General features: G+C 55.1%; 8 protein-coding genes. 6 read left to right on the forward strand and 2 right to left on the reverse strand.

All coding sequences use genetic code 11. The annotated features are described in order from the left end of the window. Nucleotides 1–228: 228 nt before the first annotated feature. From DSL70_RS13440 to DSL70_RS13465, 5 genes are all read left to right on the forward strand, one after another. The gene (locus DSL70_RS13440) at nucleotides 229–2,373 is read left to right on the forward strand and encodes a methyl-accepting chemotaxis protein (protein ID WP_119308471.1); all 2,145 of its coding nucleotides are present in this window, start codon (nucleotides 229–231) and stop codon (nucleotides 2,371–2,373) included. A 245-nt stretch (nucleotides 2,374–2,618) separates the two neighbouring features. Then, entirely contained in the window at nucleotides 2,619–4,763 is a 2,145-nt protein-coding gene (locus DSL70_RS13445) for a methyl-accepting chemotaxis protein (RefSeq protein WP_119308472.1), read from the forward strand. Nucleotides 4,764–5,179: 416 nt separating this feature from the next. After that, nucleotides 5,180–7,381, forward strand: a complete 2,202-nt coding sequence (locus tag DSL70_RS13455; RefSeq protein ID WP_119308474.1) for an anthranilate synthase — start codon at nucleotides 5,180–5,182, stop codon at nucleotides 7,379–7,381. A 231-nt stretch (nucleotides 7,382–7,612) separates the two neighbouring features. Continuing rightward, a complete protein-coding gene (locus DSL70_RS13460) occupies nucleotides 7,613–8,977 on the forward strand; it encodes an amidase (RefSeq protein ID WP_119308475.1) in 1,365 nt (454 codons plus the stop codon). 503 nt (nucleotides 8,978–9,480) lie between these two features. Further along, nucleotides 9,481–9,927 (forward strand): Lrp/AsnC family transcriptional regulator, encoded by a 447-nt coding sequence (locus DSL70_RS13465; protein WP_119308476.1) that lies wholly within the window; start codon nucleotides 9,481–9,483, stop codon nucleotides 9,925–9,927. A gap of 322 nt (nucleotides 9,928–10,249) precedes the next feature. Here DSL70_RS13465 and DSL70_RS13470 read toward each other — a convergent pair whose 3' ends face one another. Further along, on the reverse strand, nucleotides 10,250–11,614 hold the full coding sequence (locus tag DSL70_RS13470) for a GH1 family beta-glucosidase (protein ID WP_119308477.1): 1,365 nt from the start codon (nucleotides 11,612–11,614) through the stop codon (nucleotides 10,250–10,252). Nucleotides 11,615–11,709: 95 nt separating this feature from the next. Further along, nucleotides 11,710–12,741: a LacI family DNA-binding transcriptional regulator gene (locus DSL70_RS13475; RefSeq protein ID WP_205563259.1), complete on the reverse strand. Its 1,032-nt coding sequence runs from the start codon at nucleotides 12,739–12,741 to the stop codon at nucleotides 11,710–11,712. A 383-nt stretch (nucleotides 12,742–13,124) separates the two neighbouring features. On the opposite strand from DSL70_RS13475, the gene DSL70_RS13480 reads away from it, so the two are divergent. Further along, nucleotides 13,125–14,480, forward strand: coding sequence for an ABC transporter substrate-binding protein (locus DSL70_RS13480; protein ID WP_205563260.1), 1,356 nt, complete (start codon nucleotides 13,125–13,127; stop codon nucleotides 14,478–14,480). Nucleotides 14,481–14,568 lie beyond the last annotated feature (88 nt).

Below are 14,568 nucleotides of genomic sequence, written 5' to 3' on the forward strand. Positions count from 1 at the left end.
ATATATCTATTCGAATATATTTATTTCTCTCCAAAAATAGGCGCACTTGATGCGCCTATTTTTGTGTTGAATGATATACTTGTTTTAAATGACAAAAATTTATTCATTTGCCCAAAGTTCATTCAGTAGTGATGGCCGAAAACTACACTTTTTGCGGAGTCAATTTACCATTCAGAAACATCGCAGCCCCGAAGATTGGATAAAATCAAAAATCATCTGGGAACTGTTATGCGAATTCTACCAAAACGACTTTCGTTGAAAATTCCAATCATTCTGGTTGCTTCCATTACGACAACTGTCGCGGTCCTTGTTCTGCTGGCAATGTGGAAAGGGGAATCCACTTCTGTAAAGCTGACTGAAACTGCCTTGATGAACGCCGCCAAGGGACGGGCAAGCACCATTACGGTCTATATGGGTCAGCTGGAAGGCAAGCTGAAGGACATGGCGTCGCACACCACGACAGCCGACGCCGCAACCGAGTTGAACGGTGGCTGGGGTGTTCTCAAGGAAAATGCCTCTGATGTGCTGCGCAAGATCTATGTCACAGGCAATCCAAACGCGGCGAATGAGCGCTTCAAACTCGCAACCGGCGATGATAGCTCGATCTATTACAACAAGATCCACGGCAAGCACCAGGAACGCGTGAGCGCCCTGCTGGCGGGGGATCTGTTTCGCGACATGATCCTCATCAACAAGGAAGGCAATATATATTACAGCTACCTCAAGGGTGACGAGTTCGGACGCAATGTTGCGGATGCCGGTGCGCTTCCCTCCCAGCTGCAGGCAGATCTCAAGCCGATTATCGACCTTGCCCAGAATGATCCTGCGGCCGCTTATTCAGGTGACAGCTTTACCGGCTTCATCGAGTTCGATGGCCGTGTGACCGCCTATATGGTTGCTCCGGTGCTAAAATGGGGCAAGATCCTTGGTGCGGTCGCCTTCGAGGTCAATACCCATACGCTCGCCGACATCATGTCCGATCCATCCGGTCTGGGAAAAACGGGTTCGATCGAGCTTGTGTCTTCGGACATGAAGTCGATCAGTCTCGGGCAGAACACGGTGGCAGATCTGTCGCCCTCGGTTGCTTCCATCGCTTCGCTGGGGTTGAACGGTTCTGTTGCGTCCGGCGACGTCAAGCTTGACGGCGAAAAGAGCCTGGCCATTGCTGTCCCCATGACGGTTCTGGGAACCAAGTGGGTTGTTGTGGCCGAGCAGAGCTATGATGAGCTGATGGCCCCATCCCGTGAGCAGACCAACACCATGCTGCTTGCCGGTCTTGCCATGCTCGTGCTGATGGGCGGTGCCGGACTGTTGTTCGTTCGATCGACCCTTTCGCCATTGCAGAAACTGAACGGTGGCGTGATGCAGATCGCTCAGGGCAACTATCATGTCGAGTTGCCCGATGCCAGTCACGGTGACGAAATCGGCGAACTGACCCATTCTGTTGAAATCCTGAAGCAGAACGCCCTTGAGCGACTTCACCTTCAGGAGCAGAGCGAAGAGGAACAGAACAATCGTTCCCGACGCCAGAAGGTCGTCGAGGATCTGATTGATGTCTTCCGGGCCTCGTCTACGCAGTTGCTCAACGAGGTGTCGAGTAACGTTGACAATATGTACCAGACGGCAGGCGTTCTCTCCGAAATTGCCGACCAGACTGCCGTAAAGGCCAGTAGCTCTGTTTCTGCTTCGGAAGTCGCTTCGGGCAACGTCCAGACGGTTGCTTCTGCGGCAGAGGAGCTGGCGGCCTCCATTCAGGAGATTAAGCGTCAGGTCAGCGAAACCTCATCTGTTGTCGATCAGGCAACCAGCGCCACGCGCCACACGACAAACACCGTCTCGGGCCTGTCTCATGCGGCCCAGAAGATCGGCGATGTGATTTCGCTCATTCAGGCGATTGCCGAACAGACCAACCTGCTGGCGCTCAACGCCACCATCGAGGCGGCAAGAGCCGGGGAGCATGGCAAGGGCTTTGCCGTTGTCGCTGCTGAAGTAAAGGAACTGGCCAACCAGACCTCCAAGGCTACCGAGGAAATCGGGTCCCAGATCCAGGACATCCAGGCCTCGACGCAGCAGGCTGTCAGTGCCATTCAGGGGATTGCCGAGACCATGGAGCGGGTCAATCAATACACGGCCAGCATATCCCATGCCGTGGAGGAACAGGGCAGTGCGACCTATGAAATCAGTCAGAATGTCGCTCAGGCCGCCAATGGCACCCTTCAGGTCGCCAGTAACATGTCCGAGCTGTCCATGTCGGTTTCTGAAACAACCCAGTCTGTCGGGCAGGTTGAAGTCAATGCGCAGTCGGTTGCCAATCAGACGGACCAGCTGCGCAGGGAAGTCGACCGGTTTCTGAGAAGTGTTGCCGAGGCCTGACCTGCTCGGGAGTAAAGAATTGCGTGGGGAAACGGGGCTTCGGGCCCCCTTTCTTTTGGGGTATTAAGAGAGGAATTGTATGCTGAAAAACAAATTGTAATATTCAAATTTATTTAAATGATGATTTGAATTGGTGTAAGCAAAAAAAATTACCGCATATATTGTTTAAAACTCCTCGAGTTTACTAATAAATAAGTTTGATGACTAAAGCTCTGAAATAGATATTCGGAGGTTTAAGGAATAACATGCAGATACTGCCAAAGCGTCTTGCGACCAAAATTCCTGCATTCATGGTCGTGTCTATCACGATACTTGTAGCCATGTTTGTTGTCGTTGCTTCATGGATGGGAGGTGAAACATCCGTCAAGCTCACGGAGAATGCACTTCTCAACGCTGCGCGCGGGAAAACCGGTACGGTTGAAGTCTATTTTCAGCAGATTCAGGAGAAGATGGGTTCGCTGTTGACACATACGACAACAGCGAATGCTGCAACGGAACTGCAGAGTGGATGGAAAACTCTGGGTGACGAAGCCGCGGCATCGATCAAGAAGATCTATCTCGAAGATAACCCTAACCCGGCCGCCGAGCGCTACAAGCTCGCCGAGGTTGATGCTGGCTACAACCGGTATGCCAGCGCCCACAGCAAGTATCAGGCAGAAATCGGCAAGTTGCTGGAAGGTGACACCTTCAAGGACATGATGATGTTCGACAAATCCGGCATCATGTATTATTCCTATCTCAAGACTGATGAGTTCACCAAGAACATCAATCAGGATGGCGTTTTTCAGCCTCAGCTTGTCGAGGCTGTTGCCCCCATCCTGCAGTCAGCCATCAAAGATCCGAAAGCTCCGATTGAAGGCTTCAACTTCACCGGCTTCATCCTGAAGGACGGCAAGATCAAGGGCTATCTTGTTGGTCCGGCCACCAAATGGGGGCTGACGCTTGGTGCTGTTGCGCTTGAAATCAACGCCGACCGTTTCGCTACCATTTTGGGCGACCGAAGTGGACTGGGCAAGACTGGTGGTGTAGAGCTGGTCTCCGACGCCATGGAGCAGGTTGACTTCACCAACAATACCTCTTCGCAATTGACCGGAACGGAGAACGCTCTTGTTGCCAAGGCGCAGTCCGGAGAGGTTGTTACCGGCGACGTGGAAATCAACGGTGAAAAATCCCTTGCGATTGCAGTTCCTGTCAGTGTGTTCAACAAGCACTGGGCTGTTTATACTCACCAGAAATACAGCGAGCTGATGGAGCCGTCCAACAACCTAACCAACAGCTTGTTGATCCTGGGTATTGTCAGTCTGCTGATCATCGCCGGGTTTGGCGTGTGGTTCTTCCGCCGCATGCTGGCACCACTGCAGCAGCTCAATCAGGGGGTTATGGAAATCGCCCAGCAGAATCTGGACGTCGAGCTGCCAAGTGCCGACCGCAAGGACGAAATCGGCGAGCTGACCCGGTCTGTTGAAGTGCTGCGCAGCAATGCTCTGGAACGGCGTCACCTGCAGCAGCAGAGCGAGAGGGAGCATCTTGATCAGGAAAATCGTCAGCATGCGATCGAACGACTGATCGACGGTTTCCGCAACTCGTCTACCGATCTGCTCAATACGGTTTCCGACAACATGCACAACATGCAGCGGGCAGCCAAGATCCTGTCCGAGGTCGCTGACCAGACTGCCGACAAGGCTGGCAGCTCCGCATCGGCTTCCGAGATTGCATCCGGCAATGTTCAGACCGTGGCATCTGCCGCTGAAGAACTGTCTGCTTCAATTGAGGAAATCAAGCGTCAGGTTGCAGAAACGTCTCAGGTGGTTCACAAGGCCACTGCGGCAACGCGGGAAACCACGGAAACCGTTTCCGGCCTGTCTCATTCTGCCCAGAAGATCGGCGACGTCGTCTCTCTCATTCAGGCAATTGCTGAACAGACCAACCTGCTGGCGCTCAACGCCACCATCGAGGCTGCGCGTGCCGGTGAGCATGGCAAGGGCTTTGCCGTGGTCGCCGCCGAAGTCAAGGAACTGGCCAACCAGACCTCCAAGGCAACCGAGGAGATCTCGTCCCAGATCCAGGGCATCCAGACTGCTACGGATCAGGCTGTGACTGCCATTCAGGGCATCGCCGACACCATGGAAAAGGTCAATGAATACACCTCGACCATTTCCCTTGCCGTCGACGAGCAGGGCAGTGCGACCTACGAAATCAGCCGCAACGTGGCTCAGGCTGCAAGCGGCACCCAGCAGGTTGCCGGTAACATGTCCGAGCTGTCCGCATCCATCACCCAGACTACGCAGTCGGTTGATGAAGTGGAAAGAAGCTCTTCCGATGTTGCTCAGCGGACCGATCAGCTGCGCAACGAGGTCGATACCTTCCTCAAGAATGTTGCCAACGCCTGATAGCGTTAGATATCCGCCATTTGACACGCGTATCGCAGGGCCCTTCGGGGCCCTGTTTTCGTAGAAGCAGGGCCAGTCATGTGCCTGTCCACATTTCGTCGGGTTGTATTTTCTGGGGCATTTGCTGGCAGGAAACAATCTTTCCTTGTCGAGCCATGGGAAATGAGCTAAACCGGAACCATGATTATTTTTGCTGCACATAATTCTGGTTGGTGGTGGCAGACGCAATAACGGCGGCTGACCCCTGAACTATGTGCAACAGAATTGGGAACAAGCCGTCGGTCTTCCGGCGGCTTTTGTGTATCCGACAGGCTTTGCACAGGACCCGCCCGGAGAAGGCGGGATGAGCAACCAACAGGTCATGAACGAAGGCCCGGGGCAATCCGGGCGCAAGCGCCATGACAGTGAGGAACAAAATGAGCAAAGAAGTTTTTTACCCTGGCAATGCCGAAATCGATTTTATTCCCGATGAAGACTATATAACCGAGGGCGGCATTGAAGTGGTGCGCCAGTCCGGTCAGGACAATTTCGCCACTGCAATGAGCGATATTCTCAAACAGCTCGACAGCCAGCGCGGCGTGGTCCTGTCTTCCAACTATGAATATCCGGGGCGCTACACCCGTTGGGAGCTTGGCTTTGTGAACCCGCCGCTGGTGGTCACTGCGCGTGGAAGGGCCATGACCATTGAAGCGCTCAATGATCGTGGCGTGGTGCTCATTCCGGCCATTCACAAGCGGCTCAAGGATCTTTTCGTCCTCAAGAGCTATGATGCAGACGAAACCAGCATTCGCCTCGAAGTGAAGGAGCCGCAGGGCAGCTTCACCGAGGAAGAGCGCAGCCGCGTTCCAAGCGTCTTTTCCGTTGTGCGTGAACTGGTCGGCCTGTTCAAGTCCGGTCAGGACAGTACCCTCGGCCTCTACGGCGCATTCGGCTATGATTTGGCCTTCCAGTTCGACGCCATCGAGCTGCAGCTCGAGCGCCCGGAAGACCAGCGCGACATGGTGCTCTATCTGCCAGACGAGATCATCGTCAACGACCTCTATGCGCAGGAAACCATCCGCTATCGCTATGACTTCGCCTTCGAGGGCAATACCACGGAAGGCATGGAGCGCGAGGCCAAGGTTGAGCCGTTCCTACGTACCGATGTGACCCCACCGGCAGGGGACCACAAGAAGGGGGAATATGCAGGCATCGTCCGACAGGCCACTGACTATTTCAAGCGCGGCGATCTGTTCGAATGCGTGCCCGGCCAGACCTTCTATGAGACGGTCAATTGCGAGCCGTCCGCCATTTCCCGCCGCTTGCAGCAGATCAATCCGTCGCCCTATGGCTTTTTCATCAACTTGGGCCAGCAGGAATATCTGATCGGCGCCAGCCCGGAAATGTTCGTCAAGGTCAGCAACGGTGATCTGGTCGAGACCTGCCCGATTTCAGGCACCATCAAGCGCGGGGCCGATCCCATCGAAGACAGCGCCCAGATCCTCAAGCTGCTCAACTCCAAGAAGGACGAGAGCGAACTGACCATGTGCTCGGACGTTGACCGCAACGACAAGAGCCGTGTCTGTGTGCCGGGCTCTGTACGCGTCAAGGGGCGTCGCCAGATCGAACTCTATTCCCGTCTCATTCACACCGTCGACCACATCGAAGGCCGCTTGAGAGATGGCCTTGATGCCATGGATGCGTTCCTGTCCCATGCATGGGCCGTGACCGTGACCGGAGCTCCCAAACTGTGGGCCATGGACTTCATCGAGAAGCATGAGAAATCGCCACGCGCATGGTACGGTGGGGCCATCGGCGCCATCGGCTTTGACGGTAACATGAACACCGGCCTGACCCTGCGCACCATCCGCATCAAGAACGGTATCGCCGAGGTGAGGGCAGGTGCGACCCTGCTCTATGATTCCGATCCGGAAGCGGAAGAGGCGGAAACCGAACTGAAAGCCTCGGCGCTGAGGGCCGCCGTGCGTGATGCGGCCAACCCGGAGATTCTGGCTGCAAGCACAGAAAGCAGAAAGCCCGGCGAGGGGCTTCGAATCCTGCTCGTCGACCATCAGGACAGCTTTGTGCATACTCTGGCCAATTACTTCCGCCAGACCGGTGCCGTCGTTTCCACCGTACGGACACCTGTAGCAGATGAAGTCTTTGACAAGGTCAAGCCTGATCTGATGGTCATGTCGCCGGGACCGGGCTCGCCAGAGCATTTCAACACCAAGGCGACCATCGCCAAGGCAAGGGAGCGGGGCATCGCCATTTTCGGTGTCTGTCTCGGTCTGCAGGCGTTGGCTGAGGCCTTCGGCGGCTCTCTGCGCCAGCTCGGCGTACCGATGCACGGCAAGCCGTCTCGTATCCGCCTGCAGAAGGGTCGCCTTTTCAAGGGGCTGCCCAAGCAGGTCGTGGTCGGCCGCTATCACTCTCTGTTTGCGGATCCGGTGACCTTGCCGAAGGATTTTGACATCACGGCTGATACCGAAGACGGCGTCATCATGGCCATTGAGCACAAGTCCGAGCCCATCATGGCGGTGCAGTTCCATCCCGAATCCATCATGACCCTTGGCGGTAATGCTGGCATGATCATGATTGAGAATGTCGTTACGAATGTGAAGGCCCGCAAGAAATAGGGCAGACATCAAAGCAGGGTGAAGTGGGCACATCCACGTCACCCTGTTTCGCCATCACGGCCATTTTCCCCCAATTCCACCGTCCTGTGACGGTCAGAACGTCAAACACGCGACAAGCCGATTGTTTGACGTTACCATACCCCTGAAATTTGCGTATGTTTTCGACGCTCCGACACGAACTGAGGAGGGGCGGGACATCATTGGCAGTCAAGCACCAAGCGGAGTGTGATCATGGCTCTATCCGGAACAATTGCTCAGATCCAGAAGGCTCTGGCGAGCGGGGACGTTTCCTCTGTCGATCTGATCAGCTCGGCCTTTTCCGAAATTGAACGGGAAGATGGCGACGGCGACGAGATTTTCGTCAGAACCTTCAAGAATGCAGCCATCACGCAGGCCGCGGCGTCCGATGCCATGCGCAAGATGGGCGTGCCACAGGGGCCGTTGGCGGGCATCCCCATCTCCGTCAAGGATCTGTTCGATGTCGAGGGTGCGCCGACAACCGCCGGTTCAGCTGCCTATGCCTCCGTTGCGGAGCCTGCGAAGCGGGATGCAACGGTCATGGCCCGGTTGCGCGCTGCCGGTGCGATTTTTCTCGGCCATACCAACATGACCGAGTTTGCCTACTCCGGCCTTGGCATCAATCCGCATTTTGGCACGCCACTGAATGTTTGGGATCGCCACATCGGACGTGTGCCGGGGGGCTCTTCCTCTGGTGCCGCCCTGTCGGTCATGTCGAACATGGCTGTTGCCGCGATCGGCAGCGATACGGGCGGCTCCGTGCGAATCCCAGCTGCCTTCAACCGGCTTTATGGCTTCAAACCGACAACGGGCCGTCATCCGATGGATGGCGTTTTTCCTCTGTCGACGACGCTCGACACCGTGGGGCCGCTGGCGCGATCCATGCACTGCTGTCGCATTCTCGATCACGTCATGGCAGGCCTGCCGGTGCCCGAACCAGACATCCGGCCGATCAGTGGTCTGAGGTTTGGCATTCTGGAGACGATTGCGCTCGATGGGCTCGATATGGATGTTGCAGGGGCCTTCGTCCGGGCGCTTGAGACAATCTCGAGAGCGGGGGCACGTCTTGAGCGGATCAAGATCGATGCGCTTTACAATTTCGAGGAGATCTCATCGCTCGGCAGCATCGCCGGGCCCGAAGCCTTCCACAAGCATCGCGATTTCATCATAGCCCATGGGCGCCAGATCGATCCGCGCGTTCTCTCGCGTCTGGAAGCATCAGCCGACGTCACAGCGGCTGATTATATCGAGATGCTTGCGCTGCGGCAGGACATGATCGAACGCAGCCATCTGGCTACCCGGAGTTTCGACGCCATCCTGATGCCGACTGTCGCCATCGTTCCGCCGGAGGTCAAGCCTCTGCTGGCTTCTGACGCGCTCTATACCGAGGCCAATTACAAGGTGCTGCGCAATACCGCTCTGATCAACAATCTGGGGCGCCCGGCTGCAACCATTCCTGTTGGCCTCAAGGGAGGGGCGCCTGTCGGTTTGATGGTGGTTGGCGAGCAGGGCGCGGACGCTCATGTCCAGGATATTGCCGAAAGTCTTGATGAAGTTTTGATGCCGAAACGAGATTGATTCGTTGCCTTTTTGCGCGGCTGCAATGGGGCGCGTTGATTTGAACGAGCCCCAAATTCGCCCGGCGAGATGCCATGATCAGGTATCACTGGTTGATTGTGGTAAGTGTCGAACTCCTGCGGGAAGCTATAAATGCCAGAAAATGCCTGATATTTTCTTGTGTTACAGTTGTTTTATCGTAACTTTTGCTAAAATTAGATACGGTTGAATAAAACTACTTTCAGGATTCTGCCTGTGATGTAAACGTTTTCTGCTATCCACAAGATAGTGATATTCCTGATTTTGAAAAAAAATTCTTCGTCTTTTATCTATAGAAAAAATTTGTTTTAATTTGCTTGCTTTTGTGAAAATTAATTGTTCTGTTTCGTGGTGGGTCTTCAGCGGTTTGATAAATTTTGGGTTTTCTAATTATTCCAAAGTCTATATTTTCTATGCTTACCTATTGCGATCAATAGCTTGTTTCTATACTTGTCACCCAAGATGCACAAAGTGAGCCTCCTTTGATGGACGAAACCGATAGACGACTGTTGGCGCTGCTTCAAAAGGATGGTCGAAGAGCAAGTGCGGATCTGGCCAAGGAAATCGGTTTGTCGGTTTCCGCGACCAATGACCGGGTGCGTAAGCTGATCGCCTCCGGAGCAATCCGGTCGATTGAAGCAATCGTTGATCCCGCTCTGGTGGGTTTGGGCGTAACGGCTTTCATCTTTGTGGATCTGGACTACGGGTGTAGTGAAGAAGAATTTGTTTCTGAAGTGACTGCAATCGAGAAGGTGCTCGAGGTTCATCATGTGACAGGAACGCATTCATATCTGCTCAAGGTGCGTGAGCGCACCAATCAGGACCTGAATGCTTTCATGGCGACTTGCCTTAAACGGTTGCCTGCGGTCAGACGAACCGAAACGCTGATCTCGCTGGAAACACTGAAAGAAACACTGAGTTTGCCTTTCTAGGAATTTCGTATTTTGATGCGGCTTAAGTTTCCTGGAATTGGCAAAAAGAGCGGCTAGAGAATGAACTGCGACCAGTCCCCCACACGAAAGTCGCAGCTGTTAAAGCAAGAATTCTCTAGACGTGGGCCTTCGGGCCGCAAGGTGGATCCAAGGATTTGCCTTTGGTCGTCGTTGTCCCCCAACAGCGACGACCACTCCAGGCACTGTTTCTCCCCCGAGCATGCCTGAGGTGCCTTGTGCAATCAGGGCACCAACGAGTTGAGGCAGCCTATGGCTGCCTCCTTTTGTTTTGGGGATCTTCTCTTTTCGGGTCAGCTGGACCTCAGGTGCCCGACAGCATGGCCTTGAGGGCGTGATAAGACGCCTTGGGCGTGCGCTTGAGGCTTTCAAAGTCCACGTGAACCAGCCCGAACCGCTTGTCATACCCCAGCGCCCATTCAAAATTGTCCATCAGGGACCACACGAAATAGGCCTTGAGAGGCACACCTTTGTCGATGGCCGAAAGGGCCTGCCTGAAATGGGCGTCGAGATAGGCGATGCGTTCCTGATCGTCCACGGCTCCACCCGTCAGCACATCCTTGTTGGCCATGCCATTCTCGGTTATGGCAAGCGGCAGGGCGCCGGTGTAGGTCTTGCTGATCCAGCTCAGCAGATCGCCAAGCCCTTCCGGATAGACTTCCCAGTTCATCTCTGTGCGAGGCAGTGGGCCCTTGTTGCCGATCATCTCGGGCAGGGCACTGCCCGGTTCCGTTGTGCCAGCTGAAACCAGATTGCGGGTGTAATAGTTGATGCCGAGCCAGTCGAGGGGAGCCTTGATGTTGTCCATATCCTGTTGCCACCCTTCTGGCAGATAGGGTTCCAGATAGGAAAGGACATCCTCAGGATAAGAGCCGTTGAGCAGGCCACCAAGGAACCAGCGATTGTAGATGCCCTCCGTCAGGCGGGCCGCTTCCCTGTTGGCCGGGGCGTCATCAAGCGGGCTGATGTGCTCGAAATTGAGGACGATGCCGAGATCCTTCTGCCCCAGTGCGCGCAGGGCGGCTATGGCCTTGCCATGGGCAACCGGCACCAGATGAGCTGCTCGACTGACGGCGCGGATGTCTCTGAGACCGGGGGCATGTGCTCCGTGGAAATGGCTGTACCAGGTGATGCACCATGGCTCGTTGAAGGTCACGACCGTTGACAGGCGATCGCCAAGCCGCTTGACCACGATTTCCGCGTAGTCGGCGAACAGGTCGGCGACATCCCGGTTGCGCCAGCCGCCAATGTCAGACAGGGCACTTGGCAGCTCCCAGTGATAAAGCGTCAGGTTGGGGGCCAGACCGCGCTCCAGCATGCCGTCAACTAGCTTGTCATAGAAATCGAGCCCTTCCTCGTTCACCTGTCCTCGCCCCTCCGGGAGAATACGCGCCCACGAGGTGGAAAAGCGATAGGCCGAAACGCCCAGCTCTTTCATGAGGTCCAGATCTTGAGGCCAGTTGTGATAGTGGTCGCAGGCTATGGCGCCATTCTCGCAGCGGACGACATTGCCTGCCGTTGCGGCAAAGCTGTCCCAGTGGCTCTCGCCACAACCGCCGAACGAGCTGCCCTCGATCTGGTAGGCCGATGTGGAGGTGCCGAAAAGGAAGTCCTTGGGAAAGTCGGAACGCTTGACGGTGAAGTGGGCCTGTCTTGGAAGTGCTGGCATGGATGGATCTTTCATGGTTTCAGCGACCGGGCAGGGCGCCGGGGCACGTGTGCCACGTGTTGAGGCTGGTTCTGGGCCTTTCGGCAATCATTTGGTCAGATGCGGCGCGGGCCAGTTGATTGGCCAACGACCAGATCGGTTTCCCAAAGCTCCTGAACAAGCCCCTTATCAGGGTTGTCGATCTGTTCGAGCAGGATTTCGGCCAGACGGCGCCCGGCATCCATGATTGATGAACGGACCGAGGTGAAGAGCGGGACGCCGGGGTATTGCAGAAATGACAGCTCGTCATCAAAGGTGACCACGGAAAGGTCTCGACCGATCTGCAGGCCGCATTCCTGTACTGCCCTGACAACACCAAGCGCAGTCAGGACCGAAGATGTAACAATGGCCGTTGGTGCGTCCTTCATCTTCAGAAGCCGCTTGGTGACGTCATAGCCGTAGGGCTCGATCATGTCTGATGAAAAGATCAGCGTAGGGTCGATGGGGAGACCGCGGCCCGTGATTGCCGCCTCATAACCAAGTCTGCGCCGATAGGCAAAATCCATCTCTTCGATACCGTTGAGCAGGGCAATCCGCTCGTGGCCAAGGTCGAGAAGGAAGTTGGTGGCGCGCTTGAAACTGCTGCGGTTGTTAACGTCGAGCCACGAGAAATCCTTGCATCCTTCTTCCGTGCGACCATGCACCACAAAGGGCAGCTCCAGGCTCTTGAGCAGCTCAATGCGCGGATCTTCCTTGTAGGGGCCGTGAACGATGACGCCATCAACGCGCTTTGAGCGTGCCAGTTCGCGATAGCATTTTTCCTGCTCGTCATACGGCACTACGGAAATCAGCATTTCAAAACCGAACTTGGCATAGGTCTCGCCAGCGCCCGCAATGAAGTCGGAGAAGTGCGGGTTGATCATCGAATGCTTCGGGCTCTGTGGCACGACGTGGGCGACCGCGTGGGACTTGCCCATGGCAAGGCGTTTGGCTGAATAGGAGGGATGGTAGTTGTATTTGCGCGCGGCCTCGATCACCCGAATGCGTGTCTTCTCCCCAACCTCCGGGTAGCCGTTGAGCGCACGGCTGACCGTTGTTTGAGACAAATTCAGGATGTTGGATAGTTCCTTCAGATTCACAGCTGTCACCTCGAACTCATCCTACCTACAGTCGATAGTATGAGCTTATTCAACCTTATACCCACGCCAAGCATGTGTTACCATGAGATGAGGGTTGCCCTCCGCAAGCCAAAGCCCTTTGAAAATTTGCAGCCATCTTAGGCACAATCCTGGTCAATCTGCAATCCTGTTGTCAAACAATCCGCTTTTTTAAAATGGAACCGATCAAAAATTGCTCGGTAAAAATATCGGAAAACGGCCAGTTTTTACCGAATTGCTGCAAATTGTTCCTTGACTCTTGTATGCAACCAACGCATGCTCTTGCCATTCAAAGCGCTTTGAAAAAGGTGCGACTATTGTTTGATAATGACAGGATGCCGCCAGCGAAGTCGGTATCCTTGGGAGGTTCGCAAATGTTGAAAAAGCTAATGCTAGGTGCCGCCATTACAGCTCTCTCGGTAGGGAGCCTTCAGGCTGCGGAACTCAAGTTCAAGCCAGGCGAAGACGCCAAGTTCAACTGGTCATCTTACGAGCAGTTCAAGAGCGCTGTTGATCTGAGCGGCGAAAGCCTGACCATTTCCGGCCCATGGCTCGGCGCCGACAAGGATCTGTTCATGAGTGTTGTCGCCTATTTCGAAGAGGCGACAGGCGTTAAGGTTCAGTATGCCGGGTCAGACTCCTTTGAACAGCAGATCGTGATTGACACCGGCGCAGGCTCGGCTCCAAACGTTGCCGTGTTCCCGCAGCCAGGTCTTGCAGCCGACCTCGCAAGCAAAGGATATCTGGTGCCATTGGGTGACAAGACACGTGACTGGCTCAAAGACAATTATGCTGCCGGCCAGTCTTGGGTGGACCTCGGAACCTATAAGGACAAGGATGGCAAGCCGACCTTCTACGGCTTCCCGTTCAAGGCCGACCTGAAATCCCTCGTTTGGTATATCCCTGAAAACTTCGAAGACGCTGGCTACGAAGTTCCTCAGACGATGGAAGAGTTGAAGGCCCTGACCGAACAGATCGTTGCTGACGGCGGTACTCCTTGGTGTATCGGTCTCGGCTCCGGCGCTGCAACAGGCTGGCCGGCAACCGACTGGGTTGAAGACATGATGCTGCGCACCGCGTCTCCTGAAACCTACGACAAGTGGGTCACCAACGAAATTCCGTTCGATGATCCTGCGGTGGTCAATGCCATCGAAGAATTCGGCTGGTTTGCTCGCAACGACAAGTTCGTTGATGGCGGTGCAGGCGCTGTTGCCACCACCGACTTCCGTGACAGCCCGAAAGGCCTCTTCACCTCTCCGCCGAAATGCTACATGCACAAGATGGCATCCTTCATTCCGTCCTTCTTCCCGGAAGGCACCCAGCTGGGTGTTGACGCCGACTTCTTCTACTTCCCGGCCTATGCTGGCAAGGACCTCGGCAAGCCGGTTCTGGGCGCTGGTACCATCTTTGCGATCACCAAGGCATCCAAGGCGGCAGAAGCCTTTGTTCAATTCCTTGAAACCCCGATCGCCCATGAAATCTGGATGGCCCAGTCCGGTCTGTTGACCGCATTCAAGGGTGTGAACCTTGATGCCTATGCCAACAGTACTCTGCGCAAACAGGGCGAGATCCTGCTCAATGCAACGACCTTCCGCTTCGACGGTTCCGACCTGATGCCTGGCAAGATCGGTGCTGGCTCCTTCTGGACTGGCATGGTGGACTATGCCGGTGGCAAACCTGCCAAAGAAGTTGCCACTGAAATCCAGAAATCCTGGGATGCCCTGAAATAGTCGGCACCAGTCTTCTGACTGAACCCATTGGCCGGTTCCAGCTTTGCGGGAGCCGGTCAAACCTCTGGGTTCGAAAAGCTACGCATTT

Origin of the sequence: Cohaesibacter haloalkalitolerans, from assembly GCF_003574655.1 — a bacterium.
In the GTDB taxonomy this organism is placed as follows: Bacteria; Pseudomonadota; Alphaproteobacteria; order Rhizobiales; family Cohaesibacteraceae; genus Cohaesibacter; species Cohaesibacter haloalkalitolerans.

What these genes read in the sequence shown, in the direction of transcription:
- DSL70_RS13440 (WP_119308471.1), top strand. Translation starts at nt 229, where the DNA reads ATGCGAATTCTACCAAAACGACTTTCGTTGAAAATTCCAATCATTCTG.
- DSL70_RS13445 (WP_119308472.1), top strand. Translation starts at nt 2,619, where the DNA reads ATGCAGATACTGCCAAAGCGTCTTGCGACCAAAATTCCTGCATTCATG.
- DSL70_RS13455 (WP_119308474.1), top strand. Translation starts at nt 5,180, where the DNA reads ATGAGCAAAGAAGTTTTTTACCCTGGCAATGCCGAAATCGATTTTATT.
- DSL70_RS13460 (WP_119308475.1), top strand. Translation starts at nt 7,613, where the DNA reads ATGGCTCTATCCGGAACAATTGCTCAGATCCAGAAGGCTCTGGCGAGC.
- DSL70_RS13465 (WP_119308476.1), top strand. Translation starts at nt 9,481, where the DNA reads ATGGACGAAACCGATAGACGACTGTTGGCGCTGCTTCAAAAGGATGGT.
- DSL70_RS13470 (WP_119308477.1), bottom strand. Translation starts at nt 11,614, where the DNA reads ATGCCAGCACTTCCAAGACAGGCCCACTTCACCGTCAAGCGTTCCGAC.
- DSL70_RS13480 (WP_205563260.1), top strand. Translation starts at nt 13,125, where the DNA reads ATGTTGAAAAAGCTAATGCTAGGTGCCGCCATTACAGCTCTCTCGGTA.